At 50.7% G+C, this 24481-nt stretch carries 17 protein-coding genes, 1 tRNA gene and 1 rRNA gene; 9 read left to right on the forward strand and 10 right to left on the reverse strand.

Features of this window, described 5'->3' with window-relative positions; all coding sequences use genetic code 11:
• Nucleotides 1–262 precede the first annotated feature (262 nt).
• From T488_RS0116380 to T488_RS19470, 7 genes are all read left to right on the forward strand, one after another.
• Nucleotides 263–877, forward strand: coding sequence for a signal peptidase I (locus T488_RS0116380; protein ID WP_028521750.1), 615 nt, complete (start codon nucleotides 263–265; stop codon nucleotides 875–877).
• A 31-nt stretch (nucleotides 878–908) separates the two neighbouring features.
• Nucleotides 909–2069 carry a BsaA family SipW-dependent biofilm matrix protein gene (locus T488_RS0116385; RefSeq protein WP_028521751.1) on the forward strand — a complete coding sequence of 387 codons (1161 nt, stop codon included), beginning with the start codon at nucleotides 909–911 and terminating at the stop codon, nucleotides 2067–2069.
• Between the two features lie 54 nt (nucleotides 2070–2123).
• Nucleotides 2124–2885 (forward strand): hypothetical protein, encoded by a 762-nt coding sequence (locus T488_RS0116390; RefSeq protein WP_028521752.1) that lies wholly within the window; start codon nucleotides 2124–2126, stop codon nucleotides 2883–2885.
• A complete protein-coding gene (locus T488_RS19095; RefSeq protein WP_051536534.1) occupies nucleotides 2882–3679 on the forward strand; it encodes a class B sortase in 798 nt (265 codons plus the stop codon). The genes T488_RS0116390 and T488_RS19095 overlap by 4 nt, the downstream gene beginning before the upstream one ends.
• A gap of 69 nt (nucleotides 3680–3748) precedes the next feature.
• A complete protein-coding gene (locus tag T488_RS0116400) occupies nucleotides 3749–4303 on the forward strand; it encodes an RNA polymerase sigma factor (RefSeq protein WP_028521753.1) in 555 nt (184 codons plus the stop codon).
• A complete protein-coding gene (locus T488_RS0116405; protein ID WP_028521754.1) occupies nucleotides 4290–5471 on the forward strand; it encodes a hypothetical protein in 1182 nt (393 codons plus the stop codon). The genes T488_RS0116400 and T488_RS0116405 overlap by 14 nt, the downstream gene beginning before the upstream one ends.
• A gap of 215 nt (nucleotides 5472–5686) precedes the next feature.
• Entirely contained in the window at nucleotides 5687–7726 is a 2040-nt protein-coding gene (locus T488_RS19470) for a carbohydrate binding domain-containing protein (protein ID WP_155267244.1), read from the forward strand.
• Nucleotides 7727–8031: 305 nt separating this feature from the next.
• Here T488_RS19470 and T488_RS0116415 read toward each other — a convergent pair whose 3' ends face one another.
• Entirely contained in the window at nucleotides 8032–8433 is a 402-nt protein-coding gene (locus T488_RS0116415; protein ID WP_028521755.1) for a hypothetical protein, read from the reverse strand.
• A gap of 11 nt (nucleotides 8434–8444) precedes the next feature.
• Nucleotides 8445–9947, reverse strand: a complete 1503-nt coding sequence (locus tag T488_RS0116420) for a DNA methylase (protein WP_028521756.1) — start codon at nucleotides 9945–9947, stop codon at nucleotides 8445–8447.
• A gap of 433 nt (nucleotides 9948–10380) precedes the next feature.
• On the opposite strand from T488_RS0116420, the gene T488_RS18420 reads away from it, so the two are divergent.
• Entirely contained in the window at nucleotides 10381–11964 is a 1584-nt protein-coding gene (locus T488_RS18420; RefSeq protein ID WP_037298699.1) for a hypothetical protein, read from the forward strand.
• A 112-nt stretch (nucleotides 11965–12076) separates the two neighbouring features.
• Here the strand turns inward: T488_RS18420 and T488_RS0116430 are convergent, their stop codons facing one another.
• The 6 genes from T488_RS0116430 to T488_RS0116455 all read right to left on the reverse strand — a co-directional run bounded on the left by T488_RS0116430 (nucleotide 12077) and on the right by T488_RS0116455 (nucleotide 23585).
• On the reverse strand, nucleotides 12077–19846 hold the full coding sequence (locus tag T488_RS0116430) for a SpaA isopeptide-forming pilin-related protein (RefSeq protein WP_028521757.1): 7770 nt from the start codon (nucleotides 19844–19846) through the stop codon (nucleotides 12077–12079).
• A 32-nt stretch (nucleotides 19847–19878) separates the two neighbouring features.
• A complete protein-coding gene (locus T488_RS0116435) occupies nucleotides 19879–20547 on the reverse strand; it encodes a hypothetical protein (RefSeq protein WP_028521758.1) in 669 nt (222 codons plus the stop codon).
• A gap of 12 nt (nucleotides 20548–20559) precedes the next feature.
• A complete protein-coding gene (locus T488_RS0116440) occupies nucleotides 20560–21255 on the reverse strand; it encodes a SipW-dependent-type signal peptide-containing protein (RefSeq protein ID WP_028521759.1) in 696 nt (231 codons plus the stop codon).
• An 18-nt stretch (nucleotides 21256–21273) separates the two neighbouring features.
• Nucleotides 21274–21783 carry a signal peptidase I gene (locus tag T488_RS0116445; protein WP_051536535.1) on the reverse strand — a complete coding sequence of 170 codons (510 nt, stop codon included), beginning with the start codon at nucleotides 21781–21783 and terminating at the stop codon, nucleotides 21274–21276.
• Complete coding sequence (locus tag T488_RS19100; protein WP_051536536.1) at nucleotides 21780–22499, reverse strand: hypothetical protein; 720 nt, start codon at nucleotides 22497–22499, stop codon at nucleotides 21780–21782. The genes T488_RS0116445 and T488_RS19100 overlap by 4 nt, the downstream gene beginning before the upstream one ends.
• A gap of 594 nt (nucleotides 22500–23093) precedes the next feature.
• Nucleotides 23094–23585 (reverse strand): GNAT family N-acetyltransferase, encoded by a 492-nt coding sequence (locus T488_RS0116455; RefSeq protein WP_028521761.1) that lies wholly within the window; start codon nucleotides 23583–23585, stop codon nucleotides 23094–23096.
• Between the two features lie 198 nt (nucleotides 23586–23783).
• Here T488_RS0116455 and T488_RS0116460 point away from each other — a divergent pair, with 198 nt between their 5' ends.
• The gene (locus tag T488_RS0116460) at nucleotides 23784–24209 is read left to right on the forward strand and encodes a hypothetical protein (protein WP_028521762.1); all 426 of its coding nucleotides are present in this window, start codon (nucleotides 23784–23786) and stop codon (nucleotides 24207–24209) included.
• Nucleotides 24210–24279: 70 nt separating this feature from the next.
• Here the strand turns inward: T488_RS0116460 and T488_RS0116465 are convergent.
• Together T488_RS0116465 and rrf are read right to left on the reverse strand one after the other, a co-directional pair.
• Nucleotides 24280–24355, reverse strand: a tRNA-Asn gene (locus T488_RS0116465).
• A gap of 7 nt (nucleotides 24356–24362) precedes the next feature.
• Nucleotides 24363–24479, reverse strand: a 5S ribosomal RNA gene (gene rrf / locus T488_RS0116470).
• Between the last annotated feature and the right edge of the window lie 2 nt (nucleotides 24480–24481).

Here is a 24481-nt window from a genome sequence, read left to right on the forward strand (position 1 = left end):
AAAAAATGACACCAAAAGTTAAGAATATTGCCATTTGTTCCACAAAAATTACCATAATTTCTCCTCGGTAAGGGGATTTCGCGTCCTTTGAACTGTTATTTTCTACAAAAATGGTGAGTTTTTTTCTCCACTATGCAATTCGGCGAAATTTTCGCATTTTACTTGACTATATAATGATTATATGGTATTATATTATTACAGTAAAGATAATACTTTTTCTTTAATAAGAGTTACACTATATCATTCTCGGAAGGAGAGTGCTATGAGCGAAAAAGCGAATAATGTGCCCGAGCCGAGTTCGGGTTACAGGGTGTTCAGCTTGATAAAGAAGCTGTTTATATACCTGCTCGCCATAGGGATAATCGTTGCGGCTATAATGTTCGCGGCTGATCACAGCCCCAATAAATCATTCTTCGGCTACAGGTATTACACCGTACTGACTCCTTCAATGAGTCCGACCTATAAGACAGGCGATATGGTATTCGTAAAGCTCCAGAATGCTTCGGATATAAATGTGGGCGATGTCATCACCTTCAATCCCTCAAGCAGCTCGGACGCCTACCTTACCCACAGAGTTACCCAGAAGCTGGAAAACTATGAGGGCACCGGCGTTACCTGCTTCAGGACAAAGGGCGATGCCAACGACACCGAAGACGCAATGCTTATAGATCAGGCAAGAGTTATCGGAAGCGTGAAGTTCAGTATCCCCAAGCTGGGATATATCGTCCGCTTCGTGCAGCTGAGATGGTATCTGGTAGCAGCCCTCATAATACTGCTGTGGATATTCTTCAGACTGCTCAATATGTATCTCGCCCCCAAGGGTGAGGAAAAGGTCAATACTCCGCAAGAGACCAAATCTGCGGATAAGACGGAGTGAACATAAAAAATTTTTAAGAGAGGTGCAAGTTATGAAAAACACAAAGGATAATAAAAAGGATAAAAAGGTCCTGATAGGCGCGTTGGGGATAGCCTCTGTTATCGCAGCAGGCAGCACCTTTGCATGGTTCACTTCCAGCGATGAAGTAACTAACCGCCTGACGGCAGCCGCCGATTACGGCGTTTCCATTACCGAAACATTTACTCCTCCCGAGAAATGGCTCCCCGGACAGGAGATCAACAAGGACGTTTCCGCTGTTAACACAGGAAACATCGACGCTTACGTAAGACTGGACCTCAAGCACGCCCTCCAGGGTACTCAGCTTGGCGACGGTATCGCTTATACTACAGGCACTGAGCCCACTTTATCAGATGCTGTTGAGCTCACAGATGCTGAGCGCATACTCCTCCAGGCAGGCGGTTATCTCGCATATACCGATGCAACAGGCGTTACCGCAGGTCCCATCAACAATTCCAATTCGTTCACTCCTACTGTAAAGGGTCTCTATATCTTCCGCAGACAGATCACTGACGGCTTCGCTTACTCGGGCTATTACTTCGACGGAAGCAAGTACTACGGTCTTGTAAACACAAAGCTCGCCAACGGCGACATCACTGTTGACGGTGTTCTCACTCCCGCCCCTGCTCCTGAAGATAAAGGCACTAAGGACGACGGAAAGCTCACAGGCGTTACCGGTGTGAAGATCCAGGATACAAAGAAGCTTGTAACAGGCGCCGTTACTTCCGTTCTCTCAAAGAAGAACGCTACAACAGGTGCCTGGGAAGCAGCTACAGGCTGGAACGATGCAACTCATATCCTCGTTAAATATGCAGGCGAGGACACAGCTTCTACAGACGATGACATCGTTATCGCCCTTGAGCTCGACTCTGCAAACAAGTCCATGTGGACATACAAGCAGGATCTGACAGGCGATACTACCAACGTTGACGGTTACTTCTACTACAATAAGCTCCTGGCAGCAGGCGCAAATACAGGCAACCTCATCACAGCAGCTACACTGGACAATTCCGTACAGGCAGGCGCTTACCGCAATCTTACATACGATCTGACCGTTGGTCTTGACAGTGTTCAGATGACTAAGACAGAGGGCGGCGTATATCAGAATGATTCCATCACACCTTGGGTATCGGGCGCAAAAGTTGACAGCGGCACAGGTAATCCTACCTGGTAATGAACAGCAAGCTACGATAGTAAAGCATAAGTCATAACAAAAGGAGGAAAGAGCATGAGAGTAAAAGCATTCATTGCTGCTCTGTGCAGCTCTTTCCTCCTTTTTTCTGCGTCTGCCCGTGCTTCGGCAGCTGTTCAGCTCCCCGACGGAGCTGTGAAGGGACTCCCCTCAGACCTGACCGCCATGGATTCAGACGGAAATGTGGTCAGCAGCAGCACAGGCGAATACTTCTTTCACGTTGAGAATATGACCTACGGCGAGACCTATTCCAAGGACGTCCAGCTCATGAACCTCCGCGAGGACAAGGCTTACCACATATATTTCTATGTGGAGCCCGTCTCCAAAAACGGCGAGATAGACCTTGAGGAGGAAGTGGACTGCACCATGAGCCTTGACGGCGTTCAGTTCTTTGAAGGCAACGTCAACGGCAAGGGCAATATTGACCTCACCGAGGAAATACAGGACCTGGGCTACTATGAGCCCGGCGACAGCCATACCCTCTCATGCAGCGTGGTGTGGTCGGGACTCGATGAGGATATGCTCCATATCGACGAGGGCTCACGCATAGTCACCGACAAGGGCATAACAATAGTCCGCGACAAGAACGGCGACCGCCATGTTGAGGGCGAGATAATCTTCAAATGGATATTCTATGCCGCTGTGGACGAAGAATTCGAGCCCCCCGACACCGGTTTCCTGTCCACTAAGGACAGATTCTGGGCATTAAGTATCGCGGGCTCGGCAGTTCTGGTTGCTGTAATGGCTCTGCTTCTGCTGATAAAGAAGCGCCGCAAGCGCACTGAGGAACAGCAATGAAAAAAGGGATACTTATCACGATATTACTGCTTCTCCTGTTTTCGGGAGCTTATGCGGTATACCGCTATCGGCAGGAGGTCTACCTGCCCGAGAAGCGTATGACCTCAGCTCTCGATAAGCAGGAGAAGCTTTTTGACCGCGTCCGCCCCGACGTTGAAAATATACCCGTTGCAACTGCGGCGGACAGCCCTGATATGCAGCCTGTGACAGGCTCAGAGACAGTCACGGAGGCTGCTGTGCCCTCCCCTGTGGAGGAGGTCAGGAAGGTCTGCTCCGATGCCGTGGGCTGGCTTTATGTGCCCGACACCGGCATTGACTACCCCGTTGTGCAGGGCGAGGACAACAGCTTCTACCTTGACCACGGTCTTGACAGAGAGAGCGACCCATTCGGGCTGCCCTTCCTTGACTGCCGCTGTGCAGGAGACTTTTCGGGGTATACTTCCATCATCTATGCACATAATTTCGAGGGAATGCTTATGTTTGCCCCCGTGGGTCTGTACAGGGACAGCTCCTATATGGACAGCCACAGACAAGGCTTCCTTGTCACCGACAAGGGCAGGCAGGAGATAGAGTTCTTCGCCTATCTCACAGTCCCCTCGGACTCACCTATATATAATACGGTATTCATCACCGACAAGGACCGCAGAGAATATGCTGAGCTCCTTCTTCATACGGCGGCGTACCACAGCAGCGTCACCGCAGAGGAGCTTTCGGCGAAAAATCTGGTCCTCCTGTCCACCTGTACCTTCGAGTACGACGAGGCAAGAGGAGTCCTTGCAGGTTTTTTTAAATAATCACGAGAGATTTCACCTCCTCATACGTCTAATATTATAGAGGAGGCATCCTATGGAAAGGAGGCGCTCATGGATAACGGTGCAGGAAACTATCAACGTTACCTGAACGGTGACGATGAAGGACTTACCGACCTGATCCGCGATTTCAGCGACGGTCTGGTCCTTTATCTCAACGGCATAACAGGGAATTTCTGCCTTGCCGAGGAGCTTGCGGAAGACACCTTCTTCAAGCTTGCCGTAAAAAAGCCGAAATTTTCGGGTAAATGCTCCTTTAAAACATGGCTCTATTCCATAGGCCGCAATGCCGCCATTGACGGCATGAGAAAGCGGAAACACCTGTCGGACAAGGCTGTCGATGACTTCTATGACCTTTCCGATGAGCGCAGTATCGAGCAGGATTACCTGCGCGAGGAACAAAAGATCTCACTTCACAGAGCTATGGAGACCCTGAGCTCAGACTACAGACAGGTGCTCTATCTTACATTTTTTGAAGAGATGAGCAACTCTGAGGCTGCAGCTGTAATGCGAAAAAGCAATCGCCAGATCGAAAATCTCCTGTACAGAGCAAAGCTTGCGCTGAGATCAAAGCTTGAAAAGGAGGGCTTTGAGTATGAGAGACTATAATAAGATCGCAGATCGCGTTTTTCGGCGCAGAGATGAATACCTTGAAGAAAAAAAGAGAAAAAAAGCTGTATACATAAAGCGTTTTTCCGTTGCCCTCAGCTGCTGTATAGTTCTCATGCTGGGCCTGGGTATATGGAAAATGGATCTCCTCAGAAGGATCGCTCCCGATGACGGAGACTACCACGATGTCCCACCTGTTACGACTACTTCTGTTTCAACTGACATAGGAATCACTACTGAGACTACTGCCCGTACCACCGCATCTGCGGATACTACGACAACTGCCGCCGCAGTCACTTCTGACGGCAGCGGCACCACATCAGCCGCAGCAACGTCTGCCGCTGATACCACGGCTTCCACCACAGCCCGTACCACGGCGCAGGAGCGCCCGTCGGCTGTGACTACAGCCCCACGTACCACCGCTTCGGGCTCTGAGGAGCACATAAGGACTACCTCACAGTCACCGAGGACGACCACTACCACACACAGAGGTGAGTCAGGCGCACTTCCCACCACCACAAAGGCAGAAGTGACCTCTACGCCCCGCACTACATCAAGGCATATAACTACCACCACAAGACCCAGGACTACTACCACCACCCGTATCCATACCACAAGGACTACCACACGGGTAGTCGTGATAACCACTACTACGGCGCCTGTATTCACGCAGCCGCCTGTTACGTCAACAAGGTGGGGACTGACTACAACGGCTACTACCACCACGATCGTGATGACTACAATAACAGGTCCTCACACTACCGCTCAGCCCGTTGTGGCGACCACCATGACACAGCCTGCTTATTCAGCCACCACTACGAGCGGCGGTGAGAACCACCCCACTACGCCCACGCTGCCGGCAGGATTTACCGTAGGCAATATCTATTACAGGATCATCGGCACCCTGGACAGCTCCGAGAAGCACGGCGAGTTCATAGACTTAGTCAAAGCCATAGACGCCGAGGGCGAGACCACCTTTGCTACCCTCTACTGCTATGACGCCTACGATCCTCAGGAGCTCTGTGCAGCGCAGTTAGACGGTGACGATACCATCTATCTGTGTATCCCCTATGACAAGTCTGCGCCGATGCCAAGTCCGCTCCCCAGGAGAGAGGATATAAGCTTTGACCCTCCTGCAAGGGTCACAGACAGGTACAAAAACATATAAAAATGCTCGTTTTTTTCCGAGCTGACACAATAGTGCAAATGCCCGTACTACCGCAAAAAATGGTCAGTACGGGCAATTTTTGTAAGTTCCTCATTTTGTCCACCTAATATTTATTTTATAGGTTGTTATCAATTCATATTTTGTTTATAATAAACATATAGCAATATAGGTGCTATGTGGGATATTATATGTTTGGAGTGATACAATTGAATATTATGAAAACTGTAAAGGCAGCTCTTTCCGCTGTGCTCAGCGGCGTAGTTATCGCTGCCTCACTGCCTGCGGCTCCCGTATTCCATACGGACGCGGCATCTTTATGTACGATAAATCCGTCCAAGACCTATCAGACTATCAGGGGCTTCGGCGGTATCAACCTTCCCGAATGGGTGGGCTCGGATATGTCCTCCGCTCAGGTGCAGAAGGCATTCGGCAACGGCGATGATGAGCTGGGTCTCACCATTCTCCGTATATACGTCAGCGACGACAGCAACTCATGGAACAGAGCTGTTCCCACCGCGCTGGCTGCACAGAAGCTGGGCGCTACCGTATTCGCCACACCATGGAACCCTCCCGCCTCTATAAGAAACACCGTCAACGGCGGCGTTGCAGGCGGTAAGTACCAGCTCAAAAAGGATAAGTGGGCTGACTATGCAAAGCATCTGAACAACTATGTTAAATTTATGGAGAGCAAGGGCGTCAACCTCTACTCGGTATCAGTCCAGAACGAGCCTGACTACGCTGCGGACTGGACCTACTGGAGCGCCAATGACCTTGCATCCTTCATCGCTCAGTACGGAAAGCAGGTAACATCGGGCACAAAGGCAAAGCTCATGTCTCCCGAGAGCTTCCAGTACCGCAAGGATATATACAACGCTATCCTCAATAACTCAGCGGCTTACAACAACACCGACCTCTTCGGCACTCATTTCTACGGCACTCAGCGCAGCCAGATGGACTTCCCTGCCCTTGAAAACAGCGGCAAGGAGATCTGGATGACCGAGGTATATGTCCCCAACAGTGAGGCAAACTCAAACGAGCGCTGGCCCGAAGCCATAAAGGTATCCGAGAATATCCACAACGGTCTCGTTGTGGGCAACCTCAACGCCTATGTATGGTGGTATATCAGAAGAAACTACAGCCCCATGAACGAAAACGGCACCATAAGCAAGCGCGGCTACTGCATGGCACAGTTCTCCAAGTTCGTCCGTCCCGGCGATGTCCGCATCGACGCTACGGAGCAGCCTGCTACAAACGTTCTCGTTTCGGCTTACAAGAATAACAGGAACCAGGTCACCATCGTTGCCGTAAACAACAGCGACAATGGCTATGCACAGCAGTTCTCCGTAGGAAAGAATATCTCCGATATCGACCGCTGGAGGACCACAAGCAACGAAAACCTGGCAAAGACCGAAAACCTTGAATACAGCGGAGACTCCTTCTGGGCTCAGCTTCCCGCAAGAAGCGTCTCCACATTCGTAGTAACTCTTGAGGGCGGCAGTGGAAATGATCAGCCGAGCGAACCTGTTACCCCTCCCGTCAATACAGACCCTGATGAAAACGGCTATTATTTCCACGACACCTTTGAGGGTGACACCTTCAGCTGGGAGGGTCACGGCGCAGCAGAGGCTACACTCAGCGGCCGTACCCCCTACAAGGACGCAGAGGCTCTCCTCTCACAGAACCGTGAGAAGGCATGGAACGGTCTCCAGAAGTCCCTCAGCACAGAAGTGTTCAAGCCCGGCAAGGAGTACAGCTTCAGCGTTTGCGCTGAGTACCTTGAGGGCGATACCCCCACACAGGATTTCGTGCTCTCACTGCAGTACGCAGACTCTGCGGGAGAGACCAAATTCGCCCACGTTGCACAGGCAACTGCCCTGAAGGGACAGTATGTGCAGCTGGCAAATACAAACTTCATGATCCCTGAAGGAGCTTCCGACCTTCTTCTCTATGTTGAGACAACGGAAGGCACCGGAAACTTCTATATCGACGAGGCAATAGGCGCTGTTTCAGGCACAAAGGTAGACGGCCCCTCTCCCGTCACCTTTGTCCTCGGCGATATAAACTGCGACGGAAATGTTGACAATTTCGACATGATCGCAGCAAGAAGGGCGCTCATCAGCGGCACATTCAGCAGCAATATCTCATCTCTGGCTGCCGACGTGGATATGAGCGGTGAATACAACGTTACAGACGCATTACTTATACAGCAGTTCATTCTCGGCAAGATCACAGCCTTCCCCGATAACAGATCCTGACCGGAAATATAAGCCGCTGAGCGCGGCAATACCTCTCATGTCAACAGACCCGCAGGCGGGGAGACTCTGCACTATACTCCCCTACCTGCTTTCGGGTTTGCTGTACCCGCCGTATCCGACAGGATAGCTCGATACAACGGGTATATACAGTATCACGCAGAGATCGTTGCGAACACCCTACAAAGACTATAGGCGGTCTTTGTGATATATTGTAAGTAATTCCTTTTTGCTATCCTTCCTTTTGTAAGAGGGCAGATCAGAACAGTCTTATCTCCGATTGGGCGGAGGTAGGGCTGTTGCTCTTTTTACAGGACTATGCCCACTATATCGTCAAGAGGTATCCTGAGACCGCCGCAGAACACCATCTGCCGCGTGGCTTCCTCTATGAAGCGGACATTGCCCGAAACTGTTATGTACTCCCCGCCTGCCTTGTGCTTGTCGGGGACGAAATAGGTCACTTCACAGAACGGCTCAGAGGCGATACGCGCCCCTATGAGCTGTATTTTTTTGTTCAGCTCCGCTGCATCGTCGTCGCAGAGCTCCGCCCTGCTGTCGGTGCGGCGAGCCGACTCCTTCACAGCCTCGTCATAGCCCGTAAGAGCCGCAAAGGGCGCGAACTGCGCCGCGCGGTTACGGCGTGACATCTGTGGTCTGGTCTGCGAAACATGGTGTGGCAGACCGATTATATCGTTATAGCTGTCTGACATTTTTGTCCCTCCTATGCCCTGTGTCCGCCTATCTGCTGATTGCGCATACGGGCGGTAGCTCCGTCGCGGAAATTGGCTCCGCGGAGCAGAGCGTTCTTGCCGTAGCGTTCCTTTATATCAAGCATTGCCAGCTGCAGTGATCTCTCCCGCCGCAGCTCACGCTCCTCCGCCTCCCTGCGGCGCTGCTCCTCCTCGGGATCCGTAAAGAAGTCCAGCTGATGGAACTCCTCCCTTACCGACTCCGCAGGCACCACCCTGTTGGCGCATATGGTTATCCTGCGGACCCAGAGTATGCCGTCGGTGATACGGTCGAAAAGCTCCACAGCCGCCTCTGTTATGACCTTCGAGGAGGACACGGGAGCGGTGAGATTTATGGTGCCGTGGGAGTGTACGGGCACAGCCCTGCCGTAGTGGTCGAGAGTGACTTTGCCCTCATAGCTGCGCATTACGTCCTCCCTGCGAAGGTTGTTGACGTCGTAGCCAATGGTAAGGGTGAGCTGGTCTGTAACAAGCCCCTTTCCCACCAGGTCAAGGGACAGCAGGTCTGCCATCTCCCAGGTGATAAGGCGGGCGGTGTCGTTCTCCGTAGCCTCCTGGAGCACCTGTCCCGAGCTGATACTGTTATTCTCGGGGCGATAGCCCCTTATATCGGCAATGGTAGTGGGCTCCCAGCCCCAGGCGTGGTCGATGAGGAACTCTGCATTTACGCCGAACATCTTGTAAAGTGCCTTCTCCCCGAACTCAGAGGTGGACATACGGGCAATGTCGCCCATGGTGAATATGCCGCTGTGCTCAAGACGGCTGGCATAGCCCCTGCCCACACGCCAGAAATCCGTAAGGGGACGGTGGTCCCACATGAGCCTGCGGTATGACATCTCGTCAAGCTCGGCAATGCGCACTCCGTCCTTGTCCGCAGGCATTTTCTTTGCCACTATATCCATGGCTATCTTGCAGAGATACATATTGGTGCCGATGCCTGCGGTAGCGGTTATGCCCGTAGTTTTCAGAACGTCCCGAACCATCATCATAGTCAGCTCATGGGCGGTCATGCCGTAGGTCTTAAGGTAAGCCGTGGCGTCGATGAACACCTCGTCTATGGAGTAAACGTGGATATCCTCGGGAGCCACATATTTCAGGTATATCTGATATATCCTTGTGCTGTAGGCGATGTAGTGCGCCATACGGGGCGGCGCCACGATATAGGAAAGCTCCAGAGACGGATCCTTTGCCAGCTCGGAAGCTATTTCGGACTTCCCCGTGAAGCGCCTCCGCGGAGCCTTGTAGAGTCTTGCGGCGTTTACGTCCGCCACCTTTGCCACTACCTCAAAAAGCCGCGGACGCCCGGGTATGCCGAAAGCCTTCAGCGACGGCGAGACCGCCAGGCATATGGTCTTGTCGGTGCGGCTCTTGTCCGCTACCACCAGATTGGTATCAAGAGGATCGAGCCCCCGCTCCACGCACTCCACCGAAGCGTAAAAGGACTTCAGATCAATAGCGATATAAGTTTTTTCCATGCCGCACCTCCTTGCAGAACATCTGTTCTTTTATATTATAAACCTTATCTCCCACATTGTCAAGAGCTCAGAAAAAAGAAAATATGTTTTCTTTTTTCTATCCTTACTGTAATATCCCGTAAAACAGGGCGGTATCTGTCCCAAAAGACGTTATTCTCAATTTTTATGTCGCCTGATTGGTTGATTTCTACAAAAATAATCACTTTTGCCCTTCCAATAAGTTGCATAAGATTATATTGACACTTTGCTACGAAAATGGTATAATTTTAATATGGGACTACTGCGGGAACAATCATGACATACCGCGATTTTACGCACAAAAGATACATAAAAAGACAAGCAAGATCCGCTTTTTCAAGCGTATACCTTCAAAGAGATATTACAAGGTGTATAAGTGTCCTTACTTTAATTTTAAGGGAGATGTGTAACCACAATGAATCAGGATTCCATTTCATTTGATCTCGGATGCAATTTTGATTACAAGCTCTTCGACTTCGTAGACCAGTATGATAAAAAGCACGCGATCACAAGCTTTTTTGGAAAGCTGAAACATGACGGTCTTCCCGGAGGCCGTACTGCTTCTATCATTCCTGACTTTACTCTTGATCAGCTCGCTGATTACGTAAAGGAATGTCAGAAGCGTGATATTACTTTCAACTACCTCATAAATCCTCTGTCAATGGATCAGAATGAGATCGACCCCGTTGTCGGCAAACAGATCCGTGACTTCCTTCACCAGATGTACGATCTGGGCATCAGAGCCTTCACGCTCAATTCCCCTATCCTCATCAAGTATGTCAAGAGAGAGTTCAAGGACGTTTTCGTTACTCTCGGTCTTTATGCTTACCCCACAACTATCCAGCACATTGAGTACTGGCGCAACTGGGGCGTTGATGAGATCACTCTCGATCACGGCTTCAACAGAAGATTTGATCTGCTCAGAAAGCTCCTTACTCAGTATAAGGACACAGATCTTCACCTCCGTGTCATCGCTAACAACCTCTGCCTGAGAGAATGTCCCTTCAGACTGGCACACGGCTGCTTCGTAGGTCACTCCGACCCCGATAAGTTCTCTATGGACTACTCACTGGTAAACTGCGCATACAAGAAGGTAACTCACCCCGCAGCTATCCTTACAGCAGAGTTCATCCGTCCCGAAGACGTTCACTTCTACAGAGAGCTGGCTGAGGAGACAGGCAACAAGCACTTCTCCATAAAGCTCATCGACAGAACAAGGACCACAGACTTCCTCCACAGAGTAGTAAAGGGCTACATGGAAGAGTCCTATGACGGAAATCTCCTTGACATCGTAAACTGGCCTCAGGCTAAGACCATAGCTACAAGACCTGACGAAAAGGATCCCATGGCACAGGGCGCAGCTGCTGCACCTACAGGTGCTCCCGCAGGTGCTCCTCCCACAGGCGCTCCCGCTGCTGAAAATGCAGGCGGACCTCCTCCGTGGGCTACAGGTGCAGGCGGACCTCCCCCCTGGGCTACAGGCGCAGGCGGACCTCCCCCCTGGGCAACAGGTGCTGGCGGACCTCCCCCCTGGGCAACAGGTGCTGGTGGACCTCCCCCCTGGGCTACAGGCGCAGGCGGACCTCCCCCCTGGGCAACAGGTGCAGGCGGACCTCCCCCCTGGGCACAGCCCGGTCCTAACGGCGAGCCTCCTGTAGGACCTCCTCCCGGAGCTCCTATCATGAGATGGATGGAGAAGCTCAAGCCCGAGGCTATGATGAAGTACGGCAGAACAATGCACCTGCCTAAGCTCTACGTTGACAACAAGAAGCTTGACGGCTTCCTTGAGCACTTCATCAATAACAACAACTGTGCAAATTCACTCTGTGTAAATGACATCCTCGAAGAGGGTCAGACCGCTCCCAATGCCTGCGCACACTGCAGCAACTGGGCTAAGAAGGTCATCTCCTACGATGAGGCTGAGGTAGCACAGTGGAAGGAGCTCTGCGCAAGTGTTCTCCAGAGCATTGAAGACGGTTCTATCTACTTTGACGCATAATAACTGATTGTACATACGAATGAGCGCTGCACTGCGGTATATCCGCGGTGCAGCGCTTTTTTGCACTCAGACAGAAAATATGCCCCCCGGCGAACCGGGAGGCATAAGATAATTAATAATTACTGAAACTCATCTGACCGCTGCTGTTTACTGTTACCGTAACACCGTCTGCGGTAGTATAAGTACCTGCAATATCCGTTTTGCCTGTGCTTCTGGCGGTATTGCCCTGAGTCAGCAGTCTTGAACCCTTAAGCTTCCATGTGCTTATGAGAGCAGCTGCATCGACCTGCCCCTGAACACCATTAAATATATTTTGCATAGTCGTAACACTGGTAAGCTCTCCGCCGAACATGATCTCAGAAAGATGTGTATTGTAACTGCCTCTGAACATATCATTCATTTTCGTTACATTTGAAAGATCCCAGTTGCTCAGATCAAACCCTGTATAGTAAACTCTTTGGCTATTAGAGTTATAGAACATTCCTTCCATATCTGTAACGCTGGAAGTATCCCAGTTCTGTATGGGAGTCATATCTATAGGAGTATCTGCCGTAGTATTTGAATACAATGCCAAATCCTTGAACATTTGCTTCATATTGGTCACCTGTGAGGTATCCCAGTATTCAAGTCCCGAAAGATCCTTGATCTTTCTTACCTTTATGAACATGTTGTAACAATTTGAAGGCAACAGTATCTTTGAATCTATTCCTTCTGTAAAGATATACAGTGTATACATATCCGTTGCGGGATCAAGTACTGTATAACCCTTTACTGGAACAGGATACTCGGGATCGTAGTCTGCCGCTCCCTCAGCAGGCGACAGATATACTTCTCTGTAAATAAGACCATTAGCAAGGTCTCTCTGATAATCGCTCTCAGTGCAGTGCTGTATAGAAGCAAGGCGCCAGTCTATAGCATAACCATTTCTTACACCTGACTGCTCAAGATTAAGACTGGAAGTATAAGTAGAATCATCGTCTCTTGCACAGAGCCAGCTCATCCTGCTCTTTATATCTGCACCGTTCTGAGTCGCTTTCTTACCGTCAAATCCATTATTGTTTCCTACAAGGAACTTTGCCATAGTTCTCGGAACGTATTCCAGCTGTGCCACAAAGGTGAAGGCTGATACGCCCTCATTTTCCGGGCTGAATATGAAGTCCTGTATCTCCTGTTCGGAGCTGAATGTCCTGTCAGTAAGCTGACCGTCCTCGTCCTCGTACTGCCAGCAATTGAAACTGTATCCCGAAGCGATGATATTCAGCTTGTTTTCGGGATCTGACATATTGCCGGTGACTTCGCCGCTGTCAGCATTCTTGCTGAATATGACTTCCACTGCGGTATCGTCTGTACCGAAAACGGATCGGTTGTCGCTGTCCTGTCTGAGGGTAACATACTTCTTTATATCAGACTTGGCGCCCTCATAGCGTATCTGAAGCTCTGCTGTCCTGCCGCTGATACTGTCCGTAGCTGTGACAGTCTTGCCTGCGAGACTGTAGTCCCTTGTATTTGGCACCTCAAGGTAGTATGTGCCGCCGTCATTCACCAGCTGAACGCTGTAGCCCTCATTACCTGCATAGGTGAGAGCTGCCTTCTCCGCAGCGGTAAGTATCTCTGTCTCGTCCTTGTTGTCTGTACGGCTTATGACGATGTCCTCAAGAGGTATCCTGTATGTTGAGCTATCTGCACCCGAAACGGGCACAAATCCGTCATAGACCGCCCTCAGTCCCGTGATGTACCTGCTTGCCGCAGGGAAGCGGTTCTGTGCCGCTGTAACGTGGCTGAGAGTGTCATAGCGCTCTATCCTGTTGCTGTATTCGGCTCTGTACTGTGGAACCATGTCCTCACCCAGCTCCTCGGTGAGGTCGCAGTAAGCAACCTCTGAGTCAGTCTGAGCAGCTCCCGCAGCAGGTGAACAGCTGCTGATATTGGTGTCGCTTTCCACTGTCCTGAGCTGCATGAACTCATAGCGTGAAACGCTTATCTCCTCGATCATGTAGAAGCCCTGCGCCACGGATACGGAGGTATGTCCCTCGGTATCTCCCTCGCTGAAGCTCATGAACTCGGTATAGGTCATGCCCCCTTCCTTTGGAGTATGATCTGTCATGCTGTTGATCTCGGTTATCCTGAATATGAATGTGGGAGTTCCGAAAGCGTCGGAGTAGTCCACGCCCTCGGGAAGCACCTTGTCTATGAGGATATTCGCCTTTGCTCTGGGCTCCTCGCACTTGCGGTATATCTGCGAGCCGCAGCTGTCTCTGTCAACAGTGAAGCTCTCAACAGCTGCCGCTGCGTAGCCCTGAGGGGGCTCAGTCTCGATGAACTCATAGGTGCCCCATTTAAGTCCCTCAACTCTTATCTGTCCGTCTGCATCGGTGACAAGCTCCGTAACGGCTCCCTCGTCGGTGCTGTCGGCAATTCTGTAAACGCCGCCGCTGAGTATTACGCTGCAGCGCTTTGAGGTGCCGTCCGCAAGCTTCTGCACCAGTCCGAACTTAGCTCCTTCCAGCTTTACCTCGGGTCTGTCCTTTTCATACTTCTCCAGCACAGCGCTGCCGCTCTTTGGATCGTCGTCCATAAAGAGGCGGTTTACCGTGCCCGAGGTCTTGGCGCTTATCCTGAACTCTCTGGTCTCGCTGCTTAGCTCAAAGCCTAAGGGAGCGCTTATCTCCTTGAAGTAGTAGGTGCCCCAGTCCAGATTGTCTATGACCTTTGTCCAGCCTTCGCTGTCGGTAGCAAAGTCATAGGAGCCGCCGTGGTAGATGACCGTGTCATAGTTTTCCTTGTCCGCCAGCTGATCGTAATTGCTCAGCGGAGGAGGATTTTGTGTATCGCCCAGCTTTTTCAGCAGCGCGAACCTTGCTCCTGCAAGAGGAGTGCCGTCGGCTGCGCTGAGCTTCTGTATCTGCGCCTTGCCCTTCTTGCGGACGTCATTATGAGTTACCGAGAAGGTCTTGTCGGCTGCATTTGCGTGGCTTGCAGCGCTCTCTGCGTTGACGGTGAATATACCCTCGTTTACGTAAGCGTCGCTGCTGATATAGCCGTTTCTGTTGTTGTTTCTCTTATATCCCGAGGGAGCAAGCTCCTCATACAGGAAATAGGTACCGAAGGTAACGTCCCGGATAGTTCCTGCGCCCGAAACGTCGGTGATGAGAGTTTTTGCGGTCTTTGTCCAGTAGGTGAGAGCCGTTTTGCCGTCCCAGCCGTAGATCTCGGACTTTGCCGCCGCCAGAAGCTCATCATATCCGCTTATGTCGCCGAACTCCGAAATATCCCTGAGCTGATACAGCGAGTATCTTGCGCCAGCAAGATTTTTCTCCTGATCCGTTTCGTTCTCGTCATGCTTTACCAGCCTGAGCTCGGAGCGTATCTCGCTGTTCTTTATGACAGAGACGTCCTTAACCTGACCCTCGTCTGTCAGATCCACCATGCCCTCGGCGTTGATATTGCCCAGTCTCACCTGGAACTCCGTAAGCGCTTCGGGAGCTGTATAGCCTGTAGGCACCTTTGTCTCCTCAAGAGCATAAGTGCCCACGGTAAGGTCTGCGATAGTGAATTTGCCTTCCTCGTCGGAGGTTATGGTATCAGTTCCGCTTTCGCTGCAATGATAGCACTTGTCGGAAGCATCATAGGCAACGCTGACTGTCTGAAGCTCGCCGCTGTCGTCATAGCGCATGAGCCTGAACTCAGCCCCTGCCAGTACCTTGCCCGTATCCCAGTCGGTCTTGGTGAACTCCGCCATACCGAAGGTATTAGCCCTGTTCCTGACGCTGATAAGTCCCTGGACTCCGTCGGTGTCGTCCACCAGAAGGGCACCGCTGTTGAACTCCTCAAGGACATTGTCCTCTGTGATGTCATAGGTATTCATCAGCTGCGCAGTGCCCATGTCGTTAAAGTATATGAGGTAGTAGAGCTGACAGTCGCCGTCATAGCCTGTGGGAGTCTCTGTCTCTCTGATGAAGTAAAATCCCGGCGGGAGATTTAGCTCGATAATGCCTCTGGGATCCACCTCAATATCACCCAGAACTCTTTCGCTGTATGTATAGGTATTCTCATCGAATACGGTGTAATGGACATTGCTTATCTCGTCAAGCCCGAAGCTGTCATTATCGGCGTTATACTGCGCCATTGTCTTTGGTGTATTGAATGTGAGCACCTCAAACTTTGCTCCGCTGAGACCCTTTTCACGGCGATCATAGTCCACCTTCTTTATTTTAAGGGTGTTCAGCAAAGTGACATAGGTGGCGTTGCTGTCGTCATAGCCGTATTCGTCGGAGGTACTCTCCTCGAAAACGTCCACTGTGGTAAGAGCTGAGAAGCTGTTTACTGCCATACGGCTGATGTTTTCGTCAGCCGCCTCGGGAGCCTCCATATTCACATATACAGCCGAATTGAACACATATCCGCCGCCTATGTTTTCCATGTAAGCCTTTGGGTCGTCGGCAGTTATAAGCACTGCTGCTATGGCGCATACTCTGTCTGTCTCACTTTCTGGCACAGTCCATATCCTGCTGTCGGTGCTCTCCATGAGCTCCCAGCCGTTTTCAGGTGTAAGGTGAGCCCGCATATCCTCTGCCTGCTCCGCAGTGACGGACTTGCTTGTGATATAAGCGTTCTCGTCTGTGGTATAGTACACCCTTGCACCTGCGGGCATACCCATTTTGTCGTAAGCCTCGCCGATGTCAACATAGTTGAGGCTGCCTCTCCACTGTGTGTTATATCCCGAATTTGCTTCGCTGTTCTTCCTGTGTTCCTCAAGCCTGTCCACGATAACGGTCTCCTTGAGTGAGCCGTTCTCGCTTCCGTAGATATTGAAGCCCAGCCTGTAGGTGTAATCCGAGGGCATATCGGATGTGCTGCCTCTTACGCTTGAGCTGTGTACATAGAGCCCGTGGCTGAACTCAGTGAGCACTCTCTTGTCCAGCTCGGTGCGCATCACGATGTCGGTAGTGCCTATATTGCTGTCAGCACTTGATGTGACCGTACTGCTGTCAAAGAGCCTTCCGTTGTTCCAGCCCGCGCCCACAGTTACCTTTCTGCCCTGATCGCCCAGGTGAGTAAAGGAATTCACTCTGAAAGGCTTTTCTCTGTCAATATTGGGATTATCGTCCTCTGCGTATACGTCATAGCTGAACTCAACAGATGTGAGTGCGCTGGCAAGGAGAGGATTTCCCGAAAAGTCAAAGTCTATCTCGATGGTCTTCGTGCCGTCGCCGTTCTCAACAAGTCTGAATGTGGTATTCTCGCTGCTGAGTATGCTGCTGTTCAGAGCAGCCTTGGTTCCGAAGTCGGCAGCAGAGAACACCAGAGAGTCTCTTATGGAAGCCAGTGAGGGATCTCTCAGTTCAAGATACTCAGGCAGCTTAGCGCTGACGGTGAATTTTTTCAGTGTACCCGGGTTCTCGGAAATGAGAGTGCCCTTTGTGGTGACTGTGGCGTACCATCTGTCCATACTGCCCTCTGCGCCCTCGTCCCAGTGCTTTCCTCTTGTGAGAGGAGACTTGAATTCGGTGCGTGAGGTAAGCTCTGTAACGTCTGTCCTGAGATATACGTTGGAATAGCTCCTGCGGAGGTATGCACCGCTCTCAAGGTCGCCTGTGCGGCTGTTGACTACGTCCTCGATGACTGAGTCGCCGTTGACGCTGTTGCTGTAACGGTCATTAAATGCTGCCAGGTCATAGAGCCTGCCGTCCTTCTCGTATATCATCTGCATATAGCCGTAGTTTACTACTCTTGCAGCTGCCTCCTCAAAGGTGCTGTCACTTCTGAGGAGTATCTGGTTCTCCTCCTTGTCGGGGTCCAGAGTGAACTTTATATTGGTCCTGAATTTCTTGTTGTCAACTATCTTGTCAAGGTCCTTTATGACAAGGTAGAATGCGTCGCCGTTCACATTGACGGTACGGGCTGCGGTCTTTGAGGTAACTCCCTCGGCGGTCTTTGCAAAGGTATCTCCGCCGTCGGTGCTGACATAGAGCTCATAGCTGTAGCCGTCGCCCTCGCTGAAGGCGCCGTTCTCGTCGTCGCTTGCGTGGAAAATGCCTGCGGGAATTACAACATTAAGTATGGTGTACTCGCCCTTGTCCAGCACCCTGGGCTCCTCGCCGGAAGCATATACCAGACCCAGTGTATCGTCGCCCACTACCAGGTCATACTTTGTGCTGTCGGGAACGGATTCGCTGCCGGGGCTTATATCTCCGCCTGCGACCTTTCTTACCAGCTCGGAGGAGGTGAGCTTTCCGGCGGGAGCGCCCTTTCTGGCGGTCTTGGTAACAGAAACGCCCAGATCATAGGTCACGACCTGACCGTTGAAAAGGTTGCCCGAAAGAAGCTTCTTTGCGGTATTTGTACCCGGGTCGGTATGATTGCTGTTCTCGTACTTTGAGCCGTTGCTCTTATCGAATGATATATGACCGGGGTCATAGAACTGGTCGCCGTAATCGGGAACGGAGATAACAGTTCCTTCGTCCTCATCGCCCGACTCATAGGTGGTCTTTGCGGTATCCTCCTTGTACTCCGATTCCTTCTCATCGTTGTAGAGGACTCTTGAAATGCCCGTGAATTTAAGGATATTATCCTCGGGCTCGTCGGTTATCTTATTTTTCAGCACGCCTACGTTATAGCTTGCGGAATAGCTGTTCACGTCACCGCTCCTGTTCTTGAACTCATAGAAGCCCAGGCGCTCAACGCCGTTCACTGTCTGTGTAGTAAGGGTAACGGGATTGCCGTTTCTGTCTATGACAGATATATCGGAGGGAGTAACTCCCTCGGGAAGGTCGATAGCTATGAACAGATCCGAGTCATGTATTCCTCTGGCATACTTCTCCTGACTCAGGTCGACTCTGAAGTTATACCATGAATACTTGTTGTTGAGGTCCTCAGCTTCGCGGGCATTTACCGCCCTGCCGCTGACCTCTGTGTTCACCTCATCGTGCTTCGATGAATACTGAAAATCCAGAGTGTTGGTATCCACGGGCTCGCCGTCATAAGCCAGCACGGGAACACCGAACTCGGGGGAGCCCGACACAGGCTCGCCTGTCACGGGAACGCCGTCGTTTTTGATGATCTCGCCGTTCTCGTCAACTCTGACGTAATCCCCGTCATCTGTCCTGAACAGTCTGTTGCCGGCGCTGTCGCGGTAGTAGCCGTCGCCGTCCACAAGAAGACCATAGTCGGGAGAATTCTCGTCCGCAGGGATAATGCTGAGCAGCACGCCGTTTTCGTCTGTGCGCGCATATCTGCCCTCTGCGTCCCTGAGATAGCCGTCATCGCCGATGATATTGCCGTTCTCGTCAAGGCGCTGTCCCTCGGCATTCCTGCTGTATCTGTTTATCTCATAGGAAGCGCTGATAGTCCTCATAAACTCATGGAGGAGCTCGTCGTCTCCCTCCTCAAGAGCCACGGCGTCGCGGGAGTTTATCTCCCAGTGGAGAGTAGACAGCACCTGCTTGAGAATGGGCTTTTTATTCACAAGAACATAGCTGTTGCCGTCACTTCCCGTGCTTACTACCTCCCAGTTCTCGGCGAAAACCGGGTCATCATTCACAAGCATCAGCTTTCCGCCGCGCCTGAGCTCTGCAAGACCGGATATGTTCAGTGTGAACTCCCCGGGCATAAGGCTGAAGTTATTGGCGTTCTTTATATTTATTCCCAGATAGATGTAATCGCGCTTGCTTTCGGTATCGTAAAGGACATAAGGGTTCTCGGCGTTGCCCGAGTTATCTTCCTTACGCCATGTGATCGAGGCGGAATACTTCTCCGTTTCCTCTGTCAGCCCCTCTGCAAAGGCATTTACCGCCTCCGTAACGGGGCTGCTGCCCAGCATCACGGCAAGGCTCAGCATAAACGCTAATAATCTGAAAAATACATTTCTTCTGTTTGCAGTCAATCTTCTCCCCCCTTTCGAGAGATAATCCGCTTTCAGTTCAGAAAGGCATTCCATGCGGAGGCATAGTCCGCATAGGTCTCAGCCTGTCCGTTGTCTTCATAAACGCTGTCCACTGATTCCGCATAGACCACCAGGTCCAGGGCCTCGGGAGCGTCACCTGTCTTTATCATTACGTCCTTGAAAAGGCTGGGAGTGCTCTCTCCTGCCTTAACGGGGTCCTTATAGTAAAAGTAACCCCTGAGCTTCTCATTGCTGTCATCGTCGGGAACGAATATCCACTTGCCGTCCTGAGCGTTCAGCATATTCACAAAGCTCTGTGTGTGGAGGGTATTGCCGTTGTCATCTGTCGTTGTATCCCCTGAAAGCTCCGCGTCCCTTACAGCGCTGTAGTAATTCACGCCGTCTGCGGAGTAATATGCACCTGCTGTTGTCTGAGAGTCGGGGAAGTCCGCATAGACTCTCACATAGCAGTCAACATTGCCTGTATTGGCAACGGCTACCTCCTTGACATAGTAGTTGTTGGAGTTTGCTTTAAGGTCAGAGGGCTTCGGGAAGCTCTCCGTGACCGTTATCTTATCGTGAGCCACCTCGGCGGTGTTCTCGGCGTCGTCGGAGGCTCCGAGATAAGCCATTATCGCTCCTGCCGCCGCCAGCACTGCCAGCAGCACCGCCGAGCCCGTAAAGACTTTTCTTTTTTTCATATCCCGCCTCCGTCAGTTCTGTTTGTTTCTGCATATCTCAAATATGTCCTTCAGGTCCTGTGCTGTAAGGCTGCCGCTTTCGGTAAGTCCGCTGACGCCGTCCAGGCTGTCCGCCTGTATTCCGTAGGCATTTACGGGTATCTTCAGCTTTGTGCCGCCTGCGATCTCCTCCTCGATGAACTTTCTCAGTGCGAACTTATCGAAAAGGCTGATGGTCTCCTCTCCCGGAGAGATAGCGGTGCTGTATCCGAAAACGTAGGTGTCCTCATTGGCGGCTGCGGTCTTTTCAAGGAAGACCCAGCCTTCAGACGAAGAAGTACTGCCGTTGTATGCGAAGTTATCGCTGCCGCTGACTGCCTGAGCACCGCTGCTGCCGAAGAAGCTGAAAAGCTCCTGCAAGGACTTAGCCGCCGAGGGCCTTCCGTCGCTGCCCAGGAGAGTTATCTCCCCCTTGGGAACCTTCACCTCAAGGAAGACGAACTCGTCATTTGTGCCCGTATTCTTAACGGTGGGGTCCTTATCCAGCTTCACGTCAGCCCTTACCAGCTGACCGTCGGTGAAGTGCTCCTCATTGAGTTCAAGGGCTACATTTCCCACTGTGAATACATTGGTCTTTGTATCATAGTCGGTGAAATAGGCAACGGCAAGACTGCATATCAGCAGCATAACGCCTGCCGCAGCCGCAGCTGTCAGTTTTTTCTTGTCCATAGCCTGTCTCACCTCCTCTTATTTCTTATCCTTTTTCTTCTTGTCGGGGATAGCAGCTCCCAGAAGTATAAAAGCTGCCAGCACCGCTGCCGTGGTAATAAGTCCATGGCGGGTGTGTACAAAGGTTACGATGCGTCCCGCCTTTGGTATGGAGAACACGGTCTTTCCCACAAATCTGTCCTTTGTCACAGGTGTCATATCCTCAGCGTTATTTGCGTCGCCTTTGGTGACTATTCCCTTATCTGTGATGCTCACCGCCCTGTGGGTAACGAGGGTGTCGCTGCCCACTCTGAAAGCGATTATATCCCCCTTTTTCACCTTGTCGAAGGAGGCGTGTTGGTTGACCACGCATATACTTCCCACATGGACAGCAGGCTCCATAGAGCCCGTTACAACTGCATAGGGACGTATGCCTGCGATCCACAGCACCGCAACGACTGCCGCAAGAGCTATCACAGCCGTTGCGATCACGTTATAAACTGCCCTTATGATCTTCACAGGTGCAGACTTTCTTTTTTCATCTGTCATGTTCCGTCTCCAAGTCCGCAGAGTATCTGCCATACCCTTTCGGGGGCTGTCTCAGTCTCGGAAGCAGACCTGAGATACTCAGTCTGTATGCCCTTTGCAGTGACCTTCACGCTGAGGGACTTATTCTCGATAAACTGTTCCGACTCCGAAACGCTCTCACGGGCGTTGCAGAGCTTTATGCCGTCAAACAGCTGACCTGTTACCGCCCGGGGAGCCAGTTTCTCCACAGAGGAAGGGTCTGCGCCCACATAGGCGTAGGTATAAATGAATTCATTGTTTGCTTCATCCTTTACGGGACTTTCTCCAAGCTCAAGCCAGCCGTCATTCACTGTCTGTGCGGGAGTTGCTGTGCTGTCGAATGAAGGAGTCTTGCCGCTGCAAACGAACTTGACCACGGGCAGAGACCTCTTTGCGGCGTCTGTACCGTCAAGCTCCTCGGTAATGAGCTCATCGTAGTAGGGCACCCTTACCTCAACAAAGACGAAGGCGTCCACCTCGCCCTTATTGCGGACCTGAGGGTCCTTGGGAAGCACCTCGTTAGGTACGACGCTGTCATGGTCGTGGGTCCAGTGGGGCTCCTCCAGAGCGATGTCGAAACTTTCCGACTTAAAGCGGTTAGTGACATCATCGGACGAGGAAAGCATTGCGGACATAGCCGCTATAAGCAGCAGAACGCCTGCGGAAACGATCAGAAGTATACGTTTTTTCGGATTCATTTTCCTCCTCCTTTCTCTGCACAAAAGCGGCAAAATACTATAGTTAGCCAATCATATTATAACATTTTTCTACTGAATTTTCAAGAGAAACGGCTGTATAAAGATAAAGAATTACCTTTTGTACAACCAGAGAAGCCGCAGTTTATTGAAGTCGCACAATTATTCATTTCCGTGCAAAATACAAAACGAAAAATTTGTGGAACAATATTAATTATCAGCTGCAAAAAAATACAGTTCCGTGAATTCTCATACAAACACTAACGGACCTGCAAAGACCACCATATAAAAGTAAAAACAGACCCGCGGCTGAGTCTGTTTTTAAGTGAGGAAACACAAAGGAGAGGAGTCCCCTCTGTGGAAGCAGAAAATACAATAGTTATACAAGGGGATAAGTTTGGTTAGGATGTTACTGTTTTATATTCTGAGATTTTTTAGGGGAGTACAACTAAAGTATTTTCCATTGCTGCTCATCACAAGCAACGTATCTATGATAATATATTATCAAAGAAAATGCAATAGTATTTGCATGAAATGCAGTTTTTAAGCGTGAAATGCTCTGTTTTGTTCATATTGTGTTCATATTTTCTTCGAGTATCATTTCCTCCAAAGATACATTACCTCACGGAGTTCCTTGCCTCCGATAACATCATTCATATACTCCTCGGTCTTTACAAAACCATGCCTCTCATAGAAACGGCGTGCCCTGTAATTGTCATCCAGTACCCATATAAGTATAGTTGTAAAGCCCAGGAGCTCAAGCTCCTCTATACACGCCTTCAGCAGCCTGGAGCCAAGTCCCTGACCGATATACTCGGGAAGCAGATAAATAGTGACTATCTCACCGCAGCTGGCAAACTTCTCCCAACGTGACGAGCAGAAGCTTGCAGTACCCACAGCCCTGCCGTTATCAAATGCGGCTATCTCAGTTCTGCCGTTTTTAAGTATATTACCGCCCCATTTGGACTTTGGGATATTGTCAAGGTAGTCCTGCGGTATAATGCCCTTATACGCGAACTGCCAGCTCTTTTCATAGATCTCCCTTATCTGCTGAAAATCGTCTTTTTCATTTATATGCCTTATCTCCATTGGATCACCTCCTATTTAATAATTATATAACGGATTATATTTATTATATCACTAAAGAACATAAAAATCAACGGCTTTTGAAAATAATACAGAAAACTAATAATTTCAACATATTTTGTCATGAATGTCAACATATTATACTTGATTTTTTCCCGATACTATGGTAATATAGAAGAATACGGGAAAGGAGTGGTGACGATGGGTACATCATACAAGTATAAATGCGATGAATGCGGCTTTGAAGAAGAATACTTCGTAGGCGGCAGACTTATGACAAAAGATTATAAAAAACGTACAGAAGAAGCCGAGGAAGAACTCAGAAGCGCCGCTCTCTATGGTAAATACGGTGAAAGCATACGCCAGCTTGTGAAGAATGAACGGGACAAGATCTATATAAACTGCGATACAGAGCTCTATCAGTGCATGGATTGCAGACAGTTCTCGATTCAGATAGCCAAGGAGATGTTCATGAACAGGAAGGAGTTCACCATGTCGGTAGAGTTCCGTCACGAATGTCCCTCATGTCACTCCTCGATGCTGCGCAAGACCAGGGGCTCTATCACATTCTGCCCCAAGTGCAAGATGTTCACAGCCCGTCTGGTTTCCATGGGAAAATTTGACTGAAAATAAGGGCAGCTCCTGCTGCCCTTTAATCATATCATAACAAAAGCGCCTGCTGTTGCAGACGCTCTTTTGGCTCCCCCTGCCCGGCTCGAACGGGCGACAACTCGGTTAACAGCCGAGTGCTCTACCGACTGAGCTAAGGAGGAATATAAATGTCGGCACTGATTTAGTTTCCCGGGCCGTCACCAGCCAAGTATCGTCAACGTGAATGAGCTTAACTTCCGTGTTCGGAATGGGAACGGGTGTGACCTCATTGCCATAAGCACCGACTA

Origin of the sequence: Ruminococcus flavefaciens ND2009, assembly GCF_000621785.1 — a bacterium.
Taxonomy (GTDB): domain Bacteria; phylum Bacillota; class Clostridia; order Oscillospirales; family Ruminococcaceae; genus Ruminococcus; species Ruminococcus flavefaciens_C.